The sequence below is a fragment of the Acidobacterium sp. FHG110202_01 genome, assembly GCF_059115305.1.
Window position 1 is genome coordinate 62,518 of record NZ_JBZYWJ010000007.1, and the last position, 23,493, is coordinate 86,010.

General features: G+C 57.6%; 16 protein-coding genes. 8 read left to right on the forward strand and 8 right to left on the reverse strand.

The annotated features are described in order from the left end of the window. Positions 1 to 150 precede the first annotated feature (150 nt). The 5 genes from AC5S16_RS15555 to AC5S16_RS15575 form a co-directional block, all read right to left on the reverse strand. Complete coding sequence (locus AC5S16_RS15555) at positions 151 to 2,073, reverse strand: ABC-F family ATP-binding cassette domain-containing protein (RefSeq protein WP_493931007.1); 1,923 nt, start codon at positions 2,071 to 2,073, stop codon at positions 151 to 153. Between the two features lie 292 nt (positions 2,074 to 2,365). Further along, positions 2,366 to 2,881 (reverse strand): barstar family protein, encoded by a 516-nt coding sequence (locus AC5S16_RS15560; protein ID WP_493931008.1) that lies wholly within the window; start codon positions 2,879 to 2,881, stop codon positions 2,366 to 2,368. 63 nt (positions 2,882 to 2,944) lie between these two features. Next, positions 2,945 to 4,279 (reverse strand): DUF2252 domain-containing protein, encoded by a 1,335-nt coding sequence (locus tag AC5S16_RS15565; RefSeq protein ID WP_493931009.1) that lies wholly within the window; start codon positions 4,277 to 4,279, stop codon positions 2,945 to 2,947. A 3-nt stretch (positions 4,280 to 4,282) separates the two neighbouring features. After that, positions 4,283 to 5,224, reverse strand: coding sequence for a carbohydrate kinase family protein (locus AC5S16_RS15570; RefSeq protein ID WP_493931010.1), 942 nt, complete (start codon positions 5,222 to 5,224; stop codon positions 4,283 to 4,285). Further along, complete coding sequence (locus tag AC5S16_RS15575) at positions 5,184 to 6,887, reverse strand: trehalase family glycosidase (protein ID WP_493931011.1); 1,704 nt, start codon at positions 6,885 to 6,887, stop codon at positions 5,184 to 5,186. The genes AC5S16_RS15570 and AC5S16_RS15575 overlap by 41 nt, the downstream gene beginning before the upstream one ends. Positions 6,888 to 6,995: 108 nt before the next feature. On the opposite strand from AC5S16_RS15575, the gene AC5S16_RS15580 reads away from it, so the two are divergent. From AC5S16_RS15580 to AC5S16_RS15595, 4 genes are all read left to right on the forward strand, one after another. Then, the gene (locus AC5S16_RS15580; RefSeq protein WP_493931012.1) at positions 6,996 to 8,579 is read left to right on the forward strand and encodes an AsmA family protein; all 1,584 of its coding nucleotides are present in this window, start codon (positions 6,996 to 6,998) and stop codon (positions 8,577 to 8,579) included. A gap of 207 nt (positions 8,580 to 8,786) precedes the next feature. Further along, on the forward strand, positions 8,787 to 10,523 hold the full coding sequence (locus AC5S16_RS15585) for a glycoside hydrolase family 13 protein (RefSeq protein WP_493931013.1): 1,737 nt from the start codon (positions 8,787 to 8,789) through the stop codon (positions 10,521 to 10,523). 343 nt (positions 10,524 to 10,866) lie between these two features. Then, positions 10,867 to 11,259 (forward strand): hypothetical protein, encoded by a 393-nt coding sequence (locus tag AC5S16_RS15590; protein ID WP_493931014.1) that lies wholly within the window; start codon positions 10,867 to 10,869, stop codon positions 11,257 to 11,259. 305 nt (positions 11,260 to 11,564) lie between these two features. Then, the gene (locus AC5S16_RS15595; RefSeq protein WP_493931015.1) at positions 11,565 to 12,440 is read left to right on the forward strand and encodes a TIM barrel protein; all 876 of its coding nucleotides are present in this window, start codon (positions 11,565 to 11,567) and stop codon (positions 12,438 to 12,440) included. A 153-nt stretch (positions 12,441 to 12,593) separates the two neighbouring features. On the opposite strand, the gene ndk is transcribed toward AC5S16_RS15595, so the two are convergent. Continuing rightward, positions 12,594 to 13,010, reverse strand: a complete 417-nt coding sequence (gene ndk / locus AC5S16_RS15600) for a nucleoside-diphosphate kinase (RefSeq protein ID WP_493931016.1) — start codon at positions 13,008 to 13,010, stop codon at positions 12,594 to 12,596. 355 nt (positions 13,011 to 13,365) lie between these two features. Here ndk and AC5S16_RS15605 point away from each other — a divergent pair, with 355 nt between their 5' ends. From AC5S16_RS15605 to AC5S16_RS15620, 4 genes are all read left to right on the forward strand, one after another. Then, the gene (locus AC5S16_RS15605; protein WP_493931017.1) at positions 13,366 to 14,763 is read left to right on the forward strand and encodes an alkaline phosphatase family protein; all 1,398 of its coding nucleotides are present in this window, start codon (positions 13,366 to 13,368) and stop codon (positions 14,761 to 14,763) included. Between the two features lie 482 nt (positions 14,764 to 15,245). Beyond that, a complete protein-coding gene (locus AC5S16_RS15610; protein WP_493931018.1) occupies positions 15,246 to 16,508 on the forward strand; it encodes a cytochrome-c peroxidase in 1,263 nt (420 codons plus the stop codon). 304 nt (positions 16,509 to 16,812) lie between these two features. Continuing rightward, complete coding sequence (locus tag AC5S16_RS15615) at positions 16,813 to 19,299, forward strand: ABC transporter permease (RefSeq protein WP_493931019.1); 2,487 nt, start codon at positions 16,813 to 16,815, stop codon at positions 19,297 to 19,299. A gap of 279 nt (positions 19,300 to 19,578) precedes the next feature. Beyond that, a complete protein-coding gene (locus tag AC5S16_RS15620; protein WP_493931020.1) occupies positions 19,579 to 20,877 on the forward strand; it encodes an aminotransferase class V-fold PLP-dependent enzyme in 1,299 nt (432 codons plus the stop codon). 445 nt (positions 20,878 to 21,322) lie between these two features. Here the strand turns inward: AC5S16_RS15620 and AC5S16_RS15625 are convergent, their stop codons facing one another. Both AC5S16_RS15625 and AC5S16_RS15630 read right to left on the reverse strand, forming a co-directional pair. Next, on the reverse strand, positions 21,323 to 21,898 hold the full coding sequence (locus tag AC5S16_RS15625; RefSeq protein WP_493931021.1) for a hypothetical protein: 576 nt from the start codon (positions 21,896 to 21,898) through the stop codon (positions 21,323 to 21,325). A 177-nt stretch (positions 21,899 to 22,075) separates the two neighbouring features. Continuing rightward, complete coding sequence (locus AC5S16_RS15630; RefSeq protein ID WP_493931022.1) at positions 22,076 to 22,963, reverse strand: class II fructose-bisphosphate aldolase; 888 nt, start codon at positions 22,961 to 22,963, stop codon at positions 22,076 to 22,078. Between the last annotated feature and the right edge of the window lie 530 nt (positions 22,964 to 23,493).

A 23,493-nucleotide genomic window follows, 5' to 3' on the forward strand; every position in this document is an offset into this window, starting at 1 on the left:
TACGATAGCCGCATCAACGGGTGCCCCATCCTATCGCGCTGATGTTGCGCGATAGGGTGGGAACCACAAATCTTTCCCAAAATTGTCATCCCGACCGAAGCGGAGGGACCTGCAGTTCCTGCACCCTGAGCGCTGCACGCTGCACCCTGGTTATCCAACCTGCTGTTCCTCCAACTGCCCCATCAACTCCTCCCACTCCCCCGTAAGCGAACCATGCTGCTTCCGCAGCTCCTCCAGCAGCAAAGTAAGCCGGCTCGTCTCCTCGGCACTCACAAAAACCCCAAGCGACTGCTCCGTATCCGCAATCGAAGCCTCCACCCTCGGAATCTCCTCTTCCACAAAAGAGAGCCTCTCCTGCATCTGCCGAAGTTTGATCGGATTCACCCGCCGCGCCTTCTCCGAAGGAGTCGCAGCCGGAGTCTCGACAACCGCCACCGGAACGGAAACAGCTTCAGCAACCGGAGCCGTCACCCCCTGCTTGCGCCACAAATAGTCCTCATAGTTACCGGGATACACATGCACATGCCCGCCCTCCACTTCGAAGACCCGCGTCGCCAGCCGGTCGATAAAGTAGCGGTCATGCGAAACAAAAATCACCGTGCCGGTAAATTTGTTCACCGCATCCAGCAGCACATCTTTCGCCCGCAGATCAAGGTGGTTCGTCGGCTCATCGAGCAGCAGAAAATTCGCCGGACTCACCAGAATCCGCGCCAGCGCATAGCGGTTGCGCTCTCCACCCGAGAGCACCCCCAGCGGCTTGAACACGTCATCGCCTGAAAATAGAAAACACCCCAGCAGACTGCGCAGGTCAGTCTCCGGAACGCGCGGCGCAATGCGCCCTATGTCATCGAGCATCCGCGCCGCCGGATCAAGCACCTTGTACTGGTCCTGCGCAAAATAGTCAGGCAGAACGTTGTGTCCCAGCTTCAGCACGCCCGAAGTCGGCGCCTCCTGTCCCGATAGCATGCGGATGAGCGTCGATTTGCCCGCGCCATTCGCGCCCACCAGCGCAATGCGGTCGCCGCGGTCAATCGTGAAGCTCACGTCTGAGAGCACGAGTTTTTGCCCATAATTCTTATCAAGCCCGGAAACCTCAACCACCGTCCGCCCCGATGCAGGAGGCTGCGGAAAGGTGAAGTGAATCGCCTGCTCCTCCTGCGGAATCTCGATGCGCTCGATCTTCTCCAGTTCCTTGATGCGGCTCTGCACCTGTTTGGCCTTCGTGGCCTGGTAGCGGAAACGATTGATAAACGATTCCAGATGCTCAATGCGCTCCCGCTGGTTGCGGTACGCCGCCTCAAGCTGTGCCCGCCGGTCGGCCTTCTGCTGGATGTATCGCTCGTAATTGCCGGAGTAGAAATGCAGCCCCTTGTTCCATATCTCGACAATCTTGTTCACCGTCACATCCAGAAAGTAACGGTCATGCGAAATCATGACAAAGCCATTCGGATACGTCCGCAGATACTCCTCAAGCCAGTTGCGCGATTCGAGATCAAGATGGTTCGTCGGCTCATCGAGAAGTAACAGATTCGGCTTCTGCAGCAGAAGCTTTCCAAGCGCAATCCGCATCTGCCAGCCGCCCGAAAATTCTTCCGTCCGCCGCGCCCAGTCTTCCTTGCTGAAGCCAAGCCCTGTAAGCACCGTGCCCACCTGCGCATCGAGCGCATAACCGTCATGCGCATGGAACCGCGTGCTCAGGTTCGAATACCGCTCCGCCGCCGCCTCGTATTCGCCGCTTTCCGGATCGAGCTCCGCCAGCGCAGACGACAGTGCATGCAGCTCCTCTTCAATGCTGCGCAGCTCTTCAAAGACGGAGAGGCATTCGTCAAAAACCGTCCGCCCCGAGAGCGCCAGCCCATCCTGCGGCAGATAGCCGATGCTCATCCCGCGCGTACGCTGGAGCCCGCCGTAGTCAAGCGAATCGAGGCCAGCCAGAATTTTGAGAAGTGTAGACTTGCCCGTGCCGTTCGCGCCCACCAGCGCCGTGCGCTCGTTCGCCGTAATCAGCCAGTTAGCATCCCGAAAAAGAAGTTTCGGCCCAAATCGTTTGCCGGCGCCGGCCAGTTGCAGCATGGTTTTATTGTATCGAGCCTATCTGGCGCCAATGGCTCTTGCCCTGAGACGATGTCATCCTGAGCAGAGCGAAGGATCTGCTTTTTCGCATAGGCAGCCCTAACATGGGTGCCCTAGGTTCGCGAAGCTAACCTGGGAGTTTTGCAAAATCCAGCGTAATCAGGTGCTTCATTCAAGCCCGGGTTTGGCTTGGGTGGGGTTAGTTTTGAAAGGGCACGGCTTTAGCCGTGCCATAAACCACAAAAGCGAAAAGGGCTTTAGCCCCTGAGGGAGTGCTTTTCTTTGATCACAATCACAGACCGCGGTTCTTATTGAGCCATTCACGCCAGTTCCATGTTGCTGCTATACCGCCGAGACGTCCGAACTGAATTTTAGGATCGTCTGATTGAACGAGAACCAATAAGCGTTTGCCTACAAGGCTGTGATAACGAATTGCGCGCGCAAATATATCTAGCACGACATCAGCAAAACGGATAGCTCTTACGAAATGATCGTAGTGGTTAAGTACAAGCACCAGCCCACCAATTTCGGGTATGATCACATCGTCCCACATACACTCATCGAGTGCATTGAGGTTTCTCCCATAGTAGTCAGGAAAGGATAGGGCAGTCCGTAGAGAATCATGCATATCCTCTTCAGACTTCCAGTCGGAGGCCTCGAACGAATGAATTACATAGCCATGTGATTGGAGCCAGCCCATATCCTTTGCTAGAATTTCCGGGCGCCAATAGAGAGCTATGCCGCCATCGCGGAGAATTACCCAATCGAGTTGCTGGTCATTTACTTGACTCAGTTCAAACACAGCCATGGTCAATCGCTGTCCCAGCCTGCGTGAATGGCTGTCAAACAGATATAGTCAACATCCAAACAGTCACGCTGACTTGCCGCTCTCCTGACTAGCTGATTTGTTCTTCTTAGGCACATGCCTTGACTTCAAAAGCTCCTGCCAATCCCGCTCCGTCTGATCGGCATAAGCCTCCGCAAACTTCACCAGCGCATCAGCAAAGCGCTTGCCATTACCGATATATCCTGAAAGCAGACAGGCATCCCCCGACCGCGCATGACCCCGGGCCAGCAGCTCGCCGCACATCTCCGCATACTCGAGCAGCCCGGTCCCTTTCAGATCGTCTACTTCGATCCCGGCCTTATGGTCATTCAGTTGCCGCACCAGGTAGTGGCGGTTCACAATCGTCGTCCATCCCAGAAACGGATCGGACGCAAACTGCATCGCCCTCTGGCCCTCCGCCACGCGCTGCCCCTGATGATGCGGTCCATGGTAATCGACATACTTTGCATAGCCCGAAAGCGGCTCTTCCTTGATCTGCAGAAACAGCGGATCGCCCGGCCCATTGCCCTCAAAGTAGACAAGGTAATCACGCAGCCCCACCGACCCCGTCCCGACGACTTTGAATCCCACATCCACCGGCCTGTACTGCGCAAAGAAGTGCCTGCGCTCCGGCAGCAGCGTCTGCGTGTACTCATGCAAAGAAGCCAGAACCGCGCGCGCCTGCGCCGATCCCAGCCGCGTAAGCAGCGGGGGCTCTTCCTTAAAGACGCGCTTCTCCTTTGCCGGAACCGTGAGCTGCTCGAGCGTATGCACCGGAGTAGAGCGCTCCGCCTTCAGCAGCGCAGTCGAAACAGGAGCAATCCGCTGCAGCCGGTGTATCTGGAAGCGCGCCGCATCAATCACCGGCATGCGCGCAAACATCTCCACAAATTTGCGATACTGGGCAACAAGCTTTTGCACGGCTTCTTCGCACTGCGCGCGCTTCATCCCCGTCTCGCGTCCCGCCAGGACAAGGCTCGTGGCCAGGCGTTTCAGGTCCCACTCGAAAGGCGCGCGAATCGTCTCGTCAAAATCGTTGATGTCGAAGACCAGCCGCCCATCTGGAGCAGCATACGCTCCCAGATTGCGCACATGCGCATCGCCGCAAATCTGGTTCACGATCCCCGTCTGCGGCAGCAGAGAAAGGTCCGCTGCCATCACCGGCACAGCGCCGCGGAAAAACCCGAAAGCAGACGCCGCCATGCGCTCGTACTTGATTGCCACCAGCGCAGGCAGCCGTCCGCGCATCGATTCTTCAATCAGAGCAATCGGATTGTGCCGCCGGTGCTGTGGCTGCCAGCTCGCCTGGTCCTGTCGCGGCAGTTGCTTGCGGCGCAGCCGTCCAGCCTCGCGCCGCTCCTGTGCTGTTACATGTTGCATCAATCAGGATTCTACAGCCTGTCTGATCTTCGCTTCGATCTCGCCGCGTATTTCATCCGACAGCGCAGGCATCGCGCCCGGCTGCGACGCAACCCACGCTCCCCAGCGGTTTCCAGCCTCGTTCATTACAGGCAGCGGAGCGCCCTGCAGGAAGTAATGAATCAGCGCTGCGAGAAACGCGTCTCCCGCGCCCACCGTGTCCGCCACCTTCACCGGAATCCCGGGATGCCGGTCATAAGCATCACGCGTGACCAGCAGGCTGCCATGCGATCCCATCGTCACGCAGACAAGCTGCAGCGGAAACTGGTCGAGCAGATGGCGCGCGCCATGCAACAGCGCAGTCTCATCCATACCCGAATGCTCCGCAAACCCAAGCATCGAGAGCACCGCAGGCATCTCCGCATCGTTCAGCTTCACCAGCGTGGCTTTGGGCAGAGAATGCGTCAGCACCTCGGCATCAAAAAACGGTATCCGTATATTCACATCGAAAACCCGCAGGCAATCGGGCGACGCTGCATCGAGAAACTCGCCGATAGTCTCGCGCGAGACCGCGTCCCGTTGTGCCAGCGTATCGAAGCAAACAGCATCAGCCTGCTGCGCAAGTTCCTGCCACTCCGGAGTGAACTCAAAAAAATCCCACGCTACCGGACGATGAATCACATACTCCGGCTGCCCATCGCGCAGCGAAACAGAAACGCTGCCCGTCGCATGCCGCGTGTCCGTCTGCAGATAAGTAGAATCCACGGGAAGGGCAGAAAGATATTCAATAGCATCCGAGCCCAGCTCATCTTCCCCGATACGGCTCGCGATCACTCCATGATTGCCCAGCCGCGCCGCCATCACGGCAAAATTCGCCGATGCGCCGCCCAATTGCTTTCCATCCGGCAGCAGATCCCATCCCAGTTCACCGAGTCCCACGATCAGGCGCCGTTGTCTCTCGTTCACTCTTTGCTCCTGCAGTTGCAAGCAACTGCTGCATCTTCAGGTAGGCGGCATTGGTCCAGCCAAAGCCCACCACGTTTGTTTTATAGCCGGTAGCGACATTCAGCTCCGACGATCCATGCACCACATCATATTTCTCGTGGATGGTGTGATCGCGGTCAAAGTTAGCTCGAATCGTGCCGCTGAATTTCTCCGAGATGCGACGCGCATCTTCAAGATCACCCACCTTCTCAAGACCAGCAATCGCAACACATGAAGGAGGAGCCCAGCCAAACGGCAAGTCCCACTGCGTGCCCGAATCATACGTGCTCATCGCCAGCCCGCCCTGCTGCTCAAACCAGTGCAGCGACTTCTCCACGCCTTTGGTCTGCTGCTCATCGGCAAGCCCCGCCCACAGCGGATAGAACGTCGTTAGATAGCGATACGTGGATTGCTTGTGCGTCATGTAGTCATAGTCAAAGTACATTCCCTCATGCGCGTTCCACAGATATTTGTTGATCGCAGCATTGCGCGCCTCCGCCTGCGCGTTCCACTCCTTCGCTTCCGCAGACTTGCCCAGTTTCTCCGCCATCCAGGCCAGATCGCGCTCATATTTATAAAGCAGGCTGTTCAAGCAGATCGGCGCATAGTGATGCGTCGCCCCGCTGAATGGCCCGAACCGGAAGCTCGGATCATACCCCGACTCACGCATCGCCCGGTCGCCGCGATAGAAATCCTTCGAAAGCCAGTGCCCGTTGACATGCGCCCGCGCGCACACCGCCGAGACACGAACATCGCAGCTCGTCTGTGCCAGCTTCGTCTTTGCTGCTCCATCCGGCTGGTCCGGCACACTCACTAAATAATCCGTATGCACATCAGGATGCGCCAGCAGCCAGCGAATCACATCCGAGTAGTACGTCGTATCATCATCTTCTTCCGGAACCGGCCCCTCGCCCAGATCGTAGTAGCGCGCCAGCCCCGTATCACCCGCGCGATGAGAATCACTCAGCCACAAATTATGATCGCGCACCGCATAGGGATAAGCCTTCGCCAGCCACTCATCATCCTTCTTTCCCGCGCCCTCCGCGTCATGCACATCGCGAATCATCGACGAAAGAAACGGAGGCTGCGACCGCGTCAGATAATACGTGCGGTTCGCATTCAGAATGCTGCCGTAGTGCTCAATCTCAAAGAAGAAATTCTCCACCATGCCGCGCGCAAGATCCGTGTGGCCATCCTTGAGCAGGCCCAGCAGAATAAAGTAGCTGTCCCACCCATACATTTCGTTGAATCGCCCGCCGGGCACAACATATTTATTAGGCAGATAAAGCAGTCCCGGAACCTTGATCGACCGCGGATCAATCTCGCCAATATGCGTAATCCGCTTCGGCAGTCTCTCCACATCTACCTTGCACTGCGCCTTCAGCGCAGCCACCTGCTTCGGCTCGGCAATCTCCTGCGGCAGATAAAGCACCGGAGCAGCCTTCAGCTTGGTATCGGTAAACGAGTGGCAGTCCACCATCGAGCGCGAAAGCGTGCCCCACGCCTGGTGAATATACTCATCGATATTCGTTGAGGAAGAACCTGTCTGCGCTACACCAGGTAGGCACAAGCTGATGACAAGCAAACAGCCCAGGTACTTCACAGCAGAGCCAACAGCAAGACGGAAACGTGCCTCTAATTTCATAAACACCACACCCACAGAAAGGCTTTGAACGTGCAAGACCAGCCTGTAACAGCAATAAAAAAGCATAGTCGCTTCAAGCGCATCTTGCTATGGAGCGCGGGCATTTTTTTGATCCTCTTGATATGCGCCGGCGTTGCAGTTGAGATTCTCCTGCACCGCTCTGAGCCCATTCTGCGCGCCCGCGTCATCGCAGCTCTTAGTGACAGGTTTGACAGCCGTGTCGAGCTCGCGCACTTCGATGTGTATTTTCTCGATGGCGTAGAAGTCCGCGGTTCCGGCCTGCGCCTCTATCCCAACCAGATCACGATGGATCACCCACTCTTTGCCGTCGATGAATTCTCCTTCCACACCGGCTGGCGCGACCTGCTGCATGCCCCCATGAACATCGGTCTCGTAAAGCTCAAAGGGCTGGCTATCCATCTCCCGCCAAAAAGCGAGCGCCATAATATGCCGAAGCTTTCGAGCAGCAGCAGCGGCGGCAACAGCAAACTCTACGTCAGCAGGATGCAGGCGGAGAACGCAACGCTCGTGCTCGAGACAAACAAGCCGGGAAAAATCCCGCTCGATTTTGAGATCAGCCATCTCGATCTTGAATCCATCGGCTCCGGCCAGCCGCTCAAGTTCCACGCCATCCTCACCAATCCCAAACCCGTTGGTGACATCGACTCCAACGGCTACTTCGGCCCCTTCGACGCGCACAATCCCGGCGACTCGCCTGTTGAAGGAAGCTACAGCTTTAGCCACGCCGACCTCGGCACGCTGAAGGGCATCGGCGGCATTCTCTCCTCCACGGGAAAATACAACGGCACGTTGAACAACATTGTTGTCGATGGAGAGACCGACACGCCTGACTTCCAGGTCAACACCGGCGGCCATCCCATGCCGCTGCATACCAGGTTTCACGCCATCGTCGACGGCACAACCGGCGACACATACCTGCAGCCGGTAGACGCGCAGCTGCTGCATTCGCACATCGTCGCCAGTGGAGATGTAGTGCGCGCGCCGCAGGGTGGCCACAACATCACGCTCGATGTCACCGTCGGTCCCGCGCGCATTGAAGACGTATTGCGTCTCGGCGTAAAGTCGCTGCCTCCCATCATGAGCGGCGATCTCACAATGAAGACAAAATTCTTCCTGCCTCCCGGCCAGGCAGCGGTAACCGACAAGCTGCAGCTCAACGGAAATTTCTCCGTGTCGAATGCAATCTTCTCAAGTGATACCGTGCAGGCAAAAGTCGATCAGCTCAGCCTGCGCAGTCAGGGCCGCGCCGGCGAAGCCAAAGCCATCGACAAGCAGAACCCGCAGGGCATCCAGTCCGACATGCGCGGTCAATTTCAGCTAGGCAATGGCAAAGTGACATTTTCCAGCCTCAAGTACAACGTTCCCGGAGCGGACATCGCGCTTCAGGGCGTTTACAGCATGGGGAAAAATGAGTATGACTTCTACGGTAAGGCGCGCCTCACGGCAAAGGTTTCCCAGCTCATGACGGGATGGAAATCCATCCTGCTGAAGCCGGTCGACCCGTTTTTTGCCAAGAATGGCGCAGGCACGGAAGTCCCCATCAGAATCAGCGGCACAAAATCCCAGGCCAGATTCGGCCTCGACTTCAAACACAAGGACAACAGCGGCAGCAAAACCGGCCTCCACGACAAATCGAAAGACTACGGCATCGTCGGCAGCAAGCCGCAATAACTATGCTGCAATCGCTGTGTCCAATGTGGTAGTTTTCTCAAGGATTGAGATGCTGAAGCGCTCTCTGTGTTCTCCGTGCGCTCTGTGGTGAGAGAAGTTTTTCTTTGCGGAATCTTGGCGCGCTTGGCGTCTTGGCGGTTGATTTTCAATCACGAATTCAACAGAGCCCAAAAAGCATTCTAAACACCTTTCCTGGGAGGTCCATCCATGAAGTCAATGCACACAAAAGCATTAAGCTTATTAGGCGCACTCGCATTCAGCGGATGCCTCTGGGCACAGACAGCAACACCGCAAGCCGCAGAGCCCTGGTGGAAAGGCGCCGTCTTCTACGAAATCTATCCGCGCAGTTTTCAGGATTCGAACAACGACGGCATCGGCGACCTGAACGGCATCACCGCGCGCCTCGACTATCTGAAGACCCTCGGCGTCGACGCCATCTGGCTCTCGCCCATCTATCCGTCGCCACAAGTTGATTTCGGATACGACATCTCCAACTACGTAGACATCGATCCGCAATACGGCACGCTCAAAGACTTCGACCGTCTCGTAGCCGAAGCAAAGAAACGCAATATCCACATCATCATGGACCTCGTGTTGAACCACACCTCGGACAAGCATCCATGGTTCATCGCATCGCGCAGCTCGAAGACCGACCCGAAGCGCAACTGGTATGTATGGCGCGACGGCAAAGGCCCGGGCCAGCCGCCTAACAATTGGATTTCGATCTTCGGCCACTCGGCATGGCAGCTCGATCCCAAAACAAACCAGTATTACTACCACAAGTTCTACATCCAGCAGCCAGACCTCAACTGGGACAATCCGCAGGTGCGCAAGGCCATGTATGACGTCGAGCGCTTCTGGGTAAAGCATGGCGTCGACGGCTTCCGTCTCGACGCCATCACCACGCTCTTTGAAGATCCGCAGCTGCGCGACGAAGCCGTCCTCAAAGACGAAAACGGAAAGCCGAAGATCAATGCTTACGGTGATCAGGATCTTGACGATTCGCTGACCAACAACCTGCCCAAAGTGCACGATGTTCTCCGCGAGCTGCGTCAGGTCGCGGACAGCTACAAGGGCCGCAACATCGTCCTCATTGGAGAAACCTATCTCAACAGCATCGACGATCTGAAGAAAATGTATGGCGCCAACAATGACGAGCTGCAGCTGCCCATGGACATGCAGATCGGCTTCATTAATAAGTTCGACGTCGGCACTTTCCGCAAGCGCATCGACGAAGCGCAGAACGACATCAACGGCAATGAGCCGATGATCATCTTCGACAACCACGACCAGCCGCGCTTTGACCGCTACGGCGACGGCTCGCACAATCAGGACATCGGCCGCGTCATCGCTACCATCCTCTTCGCCACGCGTGGAAGCGCTCTCTTCTATTACGGTGATGAGATCGGCATGGTCACTACGCCGCCAACACGCAAGGAAGACGTGAAAGACCCCATCGGCATCACCGGCTGGCCGAAAGAGAAAGGCCGCGACGGCGAGCGCACTCCCATGCAGTGGAATGACAATCCAAACGCCGGCTTCACCGGCGCAGACGCGAAGCCGTGGCTGCCGATTCCTGCGAGTTACAAAAACGTGAATGTGAAGAATGAAGTCGCGGACTTCAACTCGTTACTGAATTGGTACAAGCAGATGATCGAGTTCCGACGCTCCGTTCCCGCGCTTCGCGAAGGCAAGAACATCATGTTGAATACCAGTGACAACAACGTGTTCTCATGGCTGCGCGTCGCTCCCGGCCAGCCCGCAGTCGTTGTCGCATGCAACTTCACCGCGCAGCCGCAGAAGGTGAGCTTCGATCTTTCATCGCAGGGCATCAACAGCAAACAGGCGAAAACATTGATGAAAACACCCGGATCAGGCGATCCCGCATCGCTCGACAGCGTGCAGCTGCCTCCCTTCGGCGTGTACATGGGCCAGATTCAATAGCGGGGCATATGAAGCACTTTTTGATGAATGAGAGGGAGTGGTTTTTCAGGTAGAAGCACCGGCCTTTAGGCCGGTGAAAAATCCTACCTCAACCGCAGGGGCTTTAGCCCCGGCCGCCATGTGAATCGCTATTCGGAACCGTCTGGCGTATTTCTTCAACGCTTTAACGTAAGAACACAACGCCGCAAACTGAAAACGGCTGCTTTGACAACACAGCAGCCGTTTTTCATTTCATCTGATCCGTCAAGAACATCTTCCCAAATTTGACAAGAACTAGACGGCAACTTAACGCCAGGTCTTGCTCCGCCTGCGTACTGTTCATTGCGTAGGGAGGAAACACCTAATGCGACCGATCACGAAGATATTCGCTCTGGCAGTGGCTCTGGTTAGCTCCAGCGCTGCGTTTGCATACACCCGGGCGGCGGTTAACATTCCCTTTAACTTTGAGACCCGCGGAAAAGTATATCCGGCTGGCATATACGATGTGCAGCTGAACCAGGGTCAGAACCTTCTCATTCTCAGCAGCCACGATCACACCAAGCTGTCTCTCATGTGGACTGCATCACCCGCAGATTTTGGTCCCGAAACACCGATGCTGTCGATGAAGTTCGACAACGACGAAAACGGCACGCATGCGCTGCGCACCATTCGCCTCGCATCTCGGACCACACCAGTACTGGACGTACGTGAACGGCACGCCGCACAGCGTGAGGTGTCGATCACGGGCGGACGGTAGTAGCAACCACCCCTTCCAGGAAAGAGCCTGTGTCATCATGCTCCGATGCAGGCTCTCTTTTTTTGCTATTCGAAAATTGTCATCCGGCCAGAGCGACCCTATCTTTAAAATTGTCATCCCGACCGGAGTGCGAAGCACGGAGCGGAGGGACCTGCAGTTTTCCTGATCTGCTCTAAACTTCATCACCACTCCTGAGTGGGATAGTTAGCCGCGCCCCCAAAGCCACACAAGACTTGCGCTCCACCCCAATAACGTGTTCCATTGAAATGGATTTTCAACCAAAGGGGTGGTGATCAATGCACCAGATGACGAGGCGGTCTTTTCTCAAAACAGGTTCCGCAGCCGCAGTCGCAGGACTCGCTGGAACAAAACTATTTGCCGATCCGCTCGGATTGCCGCCGGGCCTGCAGCTCTACAGCGTGCGCGCCCAGCTGCCAAAGGATTACCAGGGCACTCTCAAGCAGATCTCCGCCATCGGATTTCGCGAAGTCGAAGCTGCAGGCTTCTACGGTCACAGCCCCGCTGAAGTCAAGCAGGCCATGTCCAACGCCGGACTGCATTGCGTCAGCGCGCACTATCCTCTCGGCGCGTTGCTCAAGGATGTCGATGGAACGCTGCAGTATGCTAAGGCGCTTGGCCTCCAGTATGTAATCTGCTCATCGCCTTCTCTCGCCGATCCATCCAAAATGTCCCGCGGTTATGTCCTCACGCTCGACGACTGGCGCTGGAACGCCGGCCAGTTCAACGATCTCGGCAAGCGCTTCAAGAGCGAGGGCATTCGTTTCGGATATCACAACCACACCCCCGAGTTTCATGATCTCGGCGGGCAGTTTGGCTACGACGTGCTTCTCAAGGACACAGAACCGAGCCTCGTCACCTTCGAAATGGACTGCGGATGGATTACAGCCGCCGGCCAGAACCCGATCGAGTATCTATCGCGCCACGCCAACCGCATTTCCATGCTCCACATCAAGGACCTGAAGCCGCCCGTCGAAGGTAAAGCTCCAGGCGAGCGCATCTCGACGATCCTTGGCAAGGGAACCATCGACTACAAGCCCATCTTCGCCGCCGCAAAAAAAGCGGGCATCAAGCACTACTTTGTCGAGCAGGAAGAATTCGACGGTGATCCTTTCGAAGAACTGAAAGGCGATTACCAGTACCTGCACGCGATAGCCGGTTGATATCCTCTGTGCCCTCTGTGTTCTCTGTGGTGAAAGAAGTTTCTTTGCGGAACCCTGGCGATAGATTTTTTGAAAGCGTGGAATGCCAGCAAAACCAAATCGGTTATCAGCCCTCGGTACTTACCGGGGACTGATAACTGAAGAACTGATCCCTTAAACCAGCTCGTACCCCGCAAAAAAATACCCGATCTCAAACTTGGCGGTTTCTTCTCCGTCCGAGCCGTGAATGGCATTCTCTTCAATTGAGCCAGCATACTTCTTGCGGATCGTCCCTTCCTCGGCATTCGCAGGATTGGTCGCGCCCATCAGCTTGCGCAGATCGGCAATGGCGTTCTCCTTCTCGAGCACCATCGGAAAAATCGGCCCCGAAGACATGAAGTCGGTCAGCGACCCGAAGAACGGCCGCTCCTTGTGAACGTAATAGAAACCCTCGGCCTGCGCCTTGGAGATGGAGGCCTTCTTGATGGCAACAATCTTGAATCCGGCCTTCTCAATTTCAGCGAGAATGGCTCCCGTATGGCCCTTGCGGACCGCGTCTGGCTTAATGATGCTGAAGGTGCGTTGGGACACCTGATCAATCTCCTTACAAAAAAATGCGTTAGGGAATGCCTGACGAATCACTGAATAAGGTTTTCGGGTAGAAGCACCGGGCTTCAGCCCGGTGAATGAGAGCCGGAAAACATAGGGGCTTCAGCCCCGGCCTTCACCTGATTCGATTCACCAGACACTACGTTGCTTCCAGTGTAAAGCAGCCACGGAACCGCCGTCTCACCGGAGCAGACAACCTGAACGGCTGATTTATCAGAAGGGTCTCACCTCCTCACTCGTGTCCGCAGAATGAAAGAGAATTTTCTTCATTTTGTAATCTGAGCGTAATCATCAGTCGCGACGCTTGGTTGTTCAGACAACTAAGGAGGAAGTACCCATGCCAAGCCTTCGCCTGAAGCGCCTTGCCCCGGTTATTCTTGCGTTTGCATTAGCGGTCAGCGTCACTCACATCGCTTTAGCCGAGAAGCAGGAAGGCCGCGTCCCCACAGCCGCGGCCAACATCAGGCACGTCTTCGTGATCGTGCTCGAAAACAAGAGCTTCGCCGACACCTTCGGGACCAGCACCCAGGACCCTTATCTGCAAAATACTCTGGTGCCCAAGGGCAGTCTGTTGACCGAGTACTACGGCACCGGTCACGTCAGCCTCGATAACTACATCTCGCTCATCAGCGGACAGGCTCCCACGCAGGACACCGACAACGACTGCCTCCCCGGATTCACCGGCACCATCGGAAACTACAACGATGTGAAGCAGACAGGATGGGCGCCGCAGGGACAGGTCATCGCCGATGGCGGTTGCATCTATGCGAAAAATGTCCCCAGCCTTCCGAAGCAGCTCGAAGCCGCAAACCTGACCTGGAAGGGCTACATGGAAGACATGGGGAATGATCCTTCGCGCGAAAGCGAGGCATGCGGTCATCCCCAGATCGGGGTCGGCACAGACAACACGAATGCCGCCGAAGCCCCAAGCGCCGCAGTCCCCGAAGGCGACCAGTATGCCACCCGGCACGATCCCTTCATGTACTTCCACTCCATCATCGACAATCCCCGCAGCTGCGCCAGCCACGTTGTAAATCTCAAGAACCTGCCTGCCGACTTGAAGGAAGAACACGCCACGCCGAACCTCGTCTTCATCACCCCGAACCTCTGCAATGACGGTCACGACGGCAGCGGCACCGGGGCCGCCGGCACCACCTGCGCTAACGGTCAGCCAGGAGGACTCACCTCCGCCGATGCCTTCCTGAAGACCTGGGTGCCGCAGATCATGGACTCGCCCGCTTTCAAAAAGGACGGCCTGCTCATCATCACCTTCGATGAGAGCAACTACACCGGAAGCACCAGCGAAAACCCGACCACCGGCCAGCAGATCGTCGACATCACTTTCCCGGGACAGACCTGCTGCGACCAGCAGCCCGGTCCCAACCTCAGCGGAGTTCGGCCGGGCACATTCACCCTGGTCAACACACCTGCCCTGCAGGAGAACATCGTCATCAACGGATTTGGCGGTGACCGCATCGGCGCCCTGTTGCTCTCTCCCTTCGTCAAGCCGGGCAGCACCTCAGACACTCCGTATAACCACTATGCCCTCCTGAAGAGCATCGAGGACATATTCCATCTCGATCACATCGGCTACGCCGCCGACGATCCCAAGACGCGCTATCACCTCGATACGATCGGAGAAGATGAAGACGTCTTCTTCTCCGGCCCAGGCCGCGGACGGAGCCACCATGGTGACTTCCCGCCCAATCCCTGGTTCAAACTACCCTGGTATTGATAGGCAAGGTTTCGGCCCCCTGCAAAATGCTGTCATCCTGACCCTGACTCTGAGTGAAACGAAGAGGAAGGGGCAGGATCTGCTTTTGCTTCGGTAGCCACAACTAAGTGCGATCGCCAAAATGAATTGTCATCCCGACCGAAGTCGGGGTCCCCGGAACGCGCGGGTTTCGCGTTCTGGGGTGACGGAGCGGAGGGACCTGCAGTTAGCTCCTAGACACAAGACTTCCAATCGTCTCGCAACTATGAGATGGTTCACTTAGCCACAGCGGCACTCTTATGGAAAGCCTTGCGAAGCAAGGCCCGGTAGAAGCACCGGCCTTTAGGCCGGTGAACAAGAGTCGAAAACACAGGGGCTTCAGCCCCGGCTATCATGCGAATCTATTCTTCACACACTGTCTAATGCCGACGAGCGCCGCCGTCCGATCGACGAACCCGGACAGCGGCGCTGCCAGCTGAATTTCTAAAAGGTGTAATCACGAAGTGCATCACCCAGCTCCCAATGGCCGGCTTTCTTATCGGAAGCTGGCCATCGTCATAATGATTGTTGCCGTGCTGGCCGCCATCGGCTCTTCCACCGCCAGGACGGGCGCTGCCGAAGCACCATCCGGCAATACTCCAGCGCTCAGCGCGCTTGGGAAAAAGATTTTCTTCGACGCCTCGCTGTCCGCGTCAGGCCGCATCTCCTGCGCAACCTGTCACAATCCTGAGCACGCCTATGGCCCTCCCAACGGACTTGCAGTGCAGCTGGGAGGCCCCGGAATGGACCGTCAGGGTCCGCGCGCAGTGCCTTCGTTGCGCTACGTGCTCAACCGCACGCCGGTATGGAATAAGGAATACGTCGCCAATCCCGCCGAGCGCATTCTCGAAGGAGAAGAGCCGCCGGCCGGAGGCTTCGGCTGGGATGGCCGCTTCAATTCACTGCGCGACCAGGCAACGTTTCCGCTGCTGTCGTCCAGCGAGATGGCCAATGCCAATCCGGAAGATGTCGTTGCAAAACTGCAGCAGGCCGCGTACGCCGGCGATTTTCGCAAAGCATTCGGCGAGCAGATTTTCGAGGACCCCCACAAAGCCTTCACCGCAATGCTCACCGCGCTGGAGCGCTTCCAGCTCGATGACCCGAGCTTCCATCCATTCAGCAGCAAGTACGACGATTATCTCGACGGCAAGGTAAAGCTCACCGCGCAGGAGCAGCATGGGCTGGCCCTCTTCGATGATCCACAGCGCGGCAACTGCGCCACCTGCCATCTTGACCGCAAGGGTGTAAACGGAGCGCACCCCATCTTCACCGATTATCAGTTCGAAGCACTGGGCGTTCCCCGCAATCCGGAGATTCACGCCAACGCCTCGCCCACGTACTTTGATATGGGACTCTGCGGCCCCTTGCGCACCGATCAGGCAAAAGAGACGAAGTATTGCGGCCTCTTCAAGACACCGACGCTGCGCAACGTCGCCGCGCGAAGCGTCTTCTTCCACAACGGACGCTTCCATACCCTGAAGGAAGCGCTGCGTTTTTACGTACAGCGCGACACCGACCCTCAGCTGTGGTATCCAGCATCCGCTTCAGGCTCAGTTGACAAGTTCGACGACCTCCCGCCACACCTGCGCCGCAACATCGATGTGATCGACGAGCCACTGACCCGCAAAAAAGGCGACCCTCCCGCCTGGACAGACGCCGAAATCGACGACGTAATCGCCTTCCTGAAAACCTTGACCGACCGCGACGTGAAACCATCCAGCCAATAGGCTGCGGCGAAGTAAAGAGAAGCAAATAGTCGATTCAATTCCTTAGAGCGCTGTCATCCTGAGCGGCAAAATTTGGGATGTCATTCTGAGCGAAGCGTGCATGGCACGCGAGTCGAAGAACCCGCACGAGTAGGAAGAATCCTGCCCAGAGCAGAGTCAGAGCGCTCGTGCGAATCGTTGCTTTAGCAACGACCGCCTTTATGCATCGGGGGCCACTACAATCATGGGGCAGCCCACGCCCCACAGATTTCCCCCCATTTCCAAGGCTCCAATGCAACAATGGTTCCCCAAGAGGTAAACCACGGTGCTGAACAACCTTGTAATCGCCGCCCGGACTCTGTGGAAGCATCCCGCCTTCACCATTGTCGCCATATTGACCATCGCGCTCGGCGTCGGAGCCAGCACCACCATCTTCAGCGTCACCAATACCGTGCTATTGCAGCCTCTTCCTCATTACAAAGAGCCGGGCCGCCTGCTCATCGCCGGCATGGAGCTGCGTAAGCGCAACGTCCACGACCTGCCCTTTTCCAACGCCGACTTCATCGACCTGCGCGAAGGCACCAAGTCTGCATTTTCCGACATGGCCGGAGTCGCCACCGGCAAGATGGTCGTGCCCCGCGAAGGCGGAACGACGGAGCAGATTCGCTACGCCACCGTCACCTCGAATTTCTTCAACGTAACCGGCGGCCGGATTCTCTACGGCAGAAACTTCACCGCCGAAGATGGAACCCCGCAGGCACAGCCATCGCCGCAGGACGCACAGGGAACCGCGCCTCCGCAGGCGCCGCGCATGGCCATCCTTAGCTACGAATACTTCATGCGCCGCTATAGCGGAAATAAGGCTGTGATCGGCAAAAGCATGGAGTTCACCGGAGTGCCCGGCCCCATCATCGTCGGCGTCACCGCTCCCGGCTTCCGCCTGTATTTTCCTCCAGCTTCCAATGAGGAAACAGAGCCGGACCTCTGGATCGCCAACCGCCTCAGCTACGACGCCGCCAATCGCAATCAGTTCGGCATCCGTCCCATTGGCCGCCTGCGCGATGGTGTCTCGCTTGAGCAGGCCCGCAGCGCCGCCGATACCGTAGCCGCCGAAGGACGCCGCACCATTCCCATAGACGCCTCCATCGGCTACTACATCGCAATGGAGCCGCTGCAGCAGCACATGGTCGCCGCTGCGCGTCCAGCAATTCTCGCTCTCATGGGCTCGGTCATTTTCCTGCTGCTCATCGCGTGCGCGAACGTAGCCAATCTCCTCTTGGTCCGCGCCTCTCTCCGCGAGCAGGAATTCGCAGTGCGCGCAGCACTTGGAGCAAGCGGATGGCGTCTGGTGCAGCCGCTCTGGCTCGAAGCAATTCTGCTCGCCGGCATAGGCACGCTCCTGGGCCTGGCACTCGCATGGGCTGGCATTCGCGAATTGCAATCGCTCGCCCCAACCAATCTTCCCCGCCTCAACGACATTCGCATCGACGGTTCTGTCTTCGGATTCAGCGCGCTCGCCGGCCTCGTCGCTGCTACTCTCTTCGGCATCGCACCTGCATGGCAGGCCGCGCGTCCTGCTCTGATGAATGTGCTCCGCGGCAGCAGCCGCACTTCCGGGCTCGCTTCCGGAGCAGCCCTCCGCAATCTCGTAGTCATGGCCGAAGTGGCGCTCTCGTTCGTGCTGCTCATCGGCTCAGGGCTCATGTTCCGCAGCTTCCTCGAGCTCCAGCGCGTCGACCCCGGCTTCGATCCGCGCAACCTCCTCACCTTCCAGCTCGCCGGAGTCGTGCCCAACCAGCCATCGCCCGAACAGCGCGCCGTAACCATCCGCCGCATCCAGGAGCGCCTCCGCGCCATTCCCGGAGTCGAGAGCGTGACCGCATCTTTCCCGTTCCCATTGACCGGAAACTTCAGTCCTATCCGTTGGGGAACCGAAGACGCCCAGCGCGATCCAAGCCGATTCCAGGCGACTGACTTTCAGCTCGTGCTGCCCGGATACTTCGAGACGCTGCGGACACCCCTGCTCGCCGGACGCACCTTTACTGAGGACGACAACCTCCCCGGAAGAAACCGCGTCATCATCGACGAAGCCCTCGCAAAGAAAGCCTTCCCCGGCCAATCCGCCATAGGCAAGCGCATCCTGATCCGCATCCGCACGCCCGAGCCCGAATGGGTCGAAGTGATCGGAGTCGTCGGCCACCAGCATCAGGACTCGCTGACCGAAGCAGGCCGCGAGCAGATTTATTTCACCGACGCTTTCCTGAACTCAGGCGTAGTCCGCTCCTGGGCGCTCCGCACCGCCACCAGCCCCGCCGCTTACGAAAATCAGGTGCGCGCCGCCATCGCCGAAATCGACCCGAAAATCCTCATCCTCGAAATGGACCCAGCCGAATCCGTCGTCTTCCACGCGCAGGCAGAAACGCGCTTCTCGCTTCTGCTCATCTCCATCTTCGCCGTCATCGCAGGCACGCTCGCCGGCATCGGCCTTTACGGAGTGCTCGCCACCGCCGTGCGCCAGCGTACCTCCGAGATAGGCGTCCGCATGGCCCTCGGCGCGCAGCGCAGCGACATCGTCCGCCTCGTCGTATCGCAGGGATTGCGCCTCAGCATCATCGGCATCGCCGCCGGAATCATCGCCGCCATCATCCTCGGCCGCCTCATGACCGCCATGCTCGTCGGCATCAAGCCCACCGACCCGGCAACCTTCCTCGGCATGACCATCGTCTTCCTCGCCATCACCGGACTGGCCTCCTGGCTCCCCGCGCGCCGCGCCTCCCAGCTCGACCCAAAGACAGCCCTCCACGAACAATAAAAGGGTGCCCGAGGTGAAATGCTGTCATCCTGACCCTGAACGTAGTGAAGGGGAAGGATCTGCTTTTCGTACCGGTAGCCATAACAAAGGGATTTGTTTTGAAGGGGCACGGCTTTAGCCGTGCCGTAAGAGTTCAAAAAATGGGTGCGGCTTTAGCCGCTGAGGTAGCGCTCTTTCTCGCTACTCTGATTAAGTTGACCTGATACTTGATAACCCAGCGAGTAAAGGAGCGCAGTAATTTTTCTTCCCCTCAAACCCCGAATGCCCTAAATTGCTTCTATGTCCCTGAACGATCGCCGTTCCTTCCTCAAGATGGCGGCCCTTGCCGGCGCATTTTCGTCGAACAGCCTCTTCCGCCAGGCACACGCCGCCGAGTTCGAAGCCGCCTCCCGCGCCGTCAGCCATGATCCCCGCGAGGCCGCGCAAAACGAGGACTACTGGAGCGTCATCCAGCGCGGCTACTCCGTCAGCACCCAGATCATCAACCTCAACAATGGCGGAGTCTCTCCCGCGCCCATCGTCGTCCAGCAGGCCGTCGAGCGCTACAACCAGATGACCAACGAGGGCCCGTCCTATTTCATGTGGCAGATTCTCGACCAGGGCCGCGAGCCGCTCCGCCAGAAGCTCGCCCAGCTCGCCGGCACATCGCCTGAAGAGATCGCCATCAACCGCAATGCCACCGAATCCCTGAACACCATCATCTACGGCCTCCCGCTCAAAGCCGGCGACGAAGTGGTCGGCAGCAAGTTCGACTACCCCAACATGATGAACGCCTGGCGCCAGCGCGCCGACCGCGACGGCATCGTCTACAAGCAGGTCACTTTCAACTTCCCCATGGAAGACAACGACGCCATCGTCAAGGTCTACGAGCAGGCCATCACTCCGCGAACAAAAATCGTGCACGTCACCCACATGGTCAACTGGGTCGGCCAGCTCATGCCCGTCAGGCAGATCGCCGGCCTCGCCCACGCCCACGGAGCCGAAGTCATCACCGACGGCGCCCACTCCTTCGGCCTCATGGACTTCAAAATCCCCGACCTCGACACCGACTACTTCGGCACCAGCCTGCACAAGTTCCTGTCCGCGCCAATCGGATCGGGCATGATGTACGTCAAGCGCGACAAGATCGAGAAACTCTGGCCGCTCATCTGCGCCGGCAACCCGCACTCGAGCGACATCCGCAAGTTCGAATCCCTCGGCACGCGCAGCTTCCCCATCGAGCAGGGCATCGGAGAAGCCATCAACTTCCACGAAGCCATCGGCTCCCGCCGCAAGCAGGAGCGCATCTTCTACCTCAAGAACTACTGGGCCACCCGCGTCCGCGAAACCCCCGGCGTCAAGCTCCACACGTCGCTCGACCCGCGCTTCTCCTGCGCCATCTCCGGAGTCAGCGTCGAAGGCCTCACCCCCGCCCAGCTTATGTCAGAGCTCTTCAACCGCTACAAAATCCACACCGTCGGCATCGACTACGAAAACGTCCACTGCATCCGCGTCACCCCGCACGTCTACACCACCATCGCCGACCTAGACAAATTCGTAGGAGCCATCAACGAAATAGCCACCACGAAAAAATCCTGAAAAAAGTCGCGAACGTCGCCTCTTGCTGCTGTCATCCAGAGCGACAAAAAATTGGGATGTCATTCTGAGCGAAGCGTGCGTAGCACGCGAGTCGAAGAACCCGCACGAGCAAGAAGAACCCGCCCTGAACAAAATCAAAGCGCTCGTGCGAATCGTTGCACAGCAACGACCGCTTTAAGCAGCGGTAGCCACAACAATGGGTGCCCCATCCTGTCGCGCCGATTTTGCGCGATAGGATGGGAGAGCAAAAACCCAAACCAAGAAAAACCAGAAGAGGCGCCAAAGCGCCTCTAGGTAGAAGCGGTGGGCTTTAGCCCACCGAACAAAGACCCGGCCCGAAAGGGCCGCACCTCACTGCCGTAGGCCATCCGGGGTCCCCGGCATGCGGTCTTTGCGTGTTGGGGTGGTGGAGCGCAGGCCAAGCCGAAGCGACTCCCCAAAAACTTCACCGAGCACTATCGTGCAGATAAATCTCAGGAATGGGATTGCCCTCGCTCTCCCGGTCCCATGCAACCTGCGTGATGTACCACCGTCCTCCACTATTGAGCAGCTCAAACGACTTGACCCCGCGAACAAACGGTTTGGGATCGTCCCGGTTCTTGCGCGATTCATAGGAGACATAGACGTGGGCCATCACACCAAACTGCTGCACCTGCATGGCAATCGTGTGATCGAAGAAGCCCTCATCCTTTGTCCCAGCATCGGACATCTCAGCGTAGCCATCAGGACTCACAAACACCACATCCGTCGGCCGCGAGCCCGGCGCAGGAAACGGTATCTCGATTCTCCCATCCGGCACAAAAAGTGACTTGAGGCGCCCGCGATCCAGTGTGCCTCCCTTGGGCGCGGAGATAGCCTCGAAGAATGCCTCAACGATGCTGCGGACCGACCGCACATCGCCCGGCCGCGCCGCAGGCCAATCCGGGTGACTGCGCAGTTCGTGGACCGGCGCAGACGAAGCAGGCGCTGTCTGCGCGCCCGAAAGAACAGAGGCCAGCACTAAAGAAAAACCAATCAGCATAAGACCTCCATTCGATGCAGCAAGCACCTCCAACGCTTCGGGCGCCTCCGTCTCCATTCTTTTGAACAAAAAGGGTGGAAAGCAAAAATCCGAGCCCATAAAAAACAAAGGAGGCGCGAAAGCGCCTCCCACCATAAAGCCAGAAAAGAAAATCTCTCTTACCCGCCGGCCGCCCCCTCAAGCCAGTTGCCCGGCCAATTCCGGATGAGCAAAGAGTTCCAGCCGCGACTTGACCACTTCCTTCACAGCCTCAACAACAGGAGGAAGAATCTTGTAAGGCACAACTTCATCCTTTTTGCTGGCCAGGCTGGCTTCGAGGCTATGCCTCCACGCCACTCGCAGCTCCGTATTGATATGGACAATGTTGATGCCGGCACCAATCGCCTTGCGGAAATCCTCATCATCCGTTCCTGATCCGCCGTGGAGAGTCAGAGGCACTCCGGCAGCCTTCTTGATGGCGGCGATCCGCTCAATATTCAGGTGCTGCTTCGTATCTCCCTGAACCATGCTTCTCGACATACCGTGCATGCTGCCCACAGCAGGAGCGAGAATATCGATCCCCGTCTCTTCAACAAATTGTTTCGCTTCTTCTGGAGTGGTCAGCCGCTTCGAAGCATCAGGCATCGATTCGTGAATTTCAGAGCCGCTGCCGATATCGCCAATCTCTCCCTCCACCAGCATGGAAGGATGGATCGACTTGAGCGCAGTCACCGCTTCCTTCGTCTTGCGGATATTCTCTTCGAACGGCAGTGCAGAGAGATCGAACACGATCGAGTCGAACCCCGCTCTCGCCACTTCCTCGCCGCCCGCAAGGGAATGTGTGTGGTCCGCATTCAGAAAGATAGGGAAGTCAAACTCATCGCGCAGGCTCTTCACCAGATCGGCGATCTGGCGAGCTCCCATAAAGGCCCGCTCGCCTTCAGAAGCCCCCACGATCACCGGAACATCCGCTTCCTGTGCGGCGCTGAAGACTGCCTTCAGCAGAACAAGGTCAGAAATATTGAAATGGCCGACGGCGGCGCCGCGCTGTTCCGCCTGGTGTAGAACGTCCTTTAGCGTTTGCATGGAAATGCACCTCCTTGTGCGTCAGGATTGTGAGTCAGAATTCAGATAAACAGGCCATCTGCCGGCCGCTTATCACATCTTTGGATGATTGCTTCTGTTGCATTTTGATGTAAATAAGTCAGCGCCGGGTGCCACAGTTCGGCGAAGTACTGAGCGCTCCATCTTCCATTACAAATAATGTCATCCTGAGCGATAAAAATAGGATGTCATTCTGAGCGACACGCAAGTCGAAGAACCCGCACGAACAAGAAGAAGCCAACCCTGAGCAAAATCGAGGGTTCGTGCGAATCGTTGCATAGCAACGACCGCTTTTGTGCATCGATAGCCACGACAAAGGGTGCCCCAGAGCCAGCCCTGAGCGAAGTCGAATGGGTTCGCGGAGCTAACCTGGGTAGGCGAGGCTTTTAGCCCTCGCAATAAAGCAAACCAGGGAAAACCAAAAGAGGGGCAGAAGCGCCTCCCGGTAGAAGCAGCGGGCTTTTAGCCCACTGAATAGGACCGGCGCAAAGCGCTGCACCTTACCGCCCGCA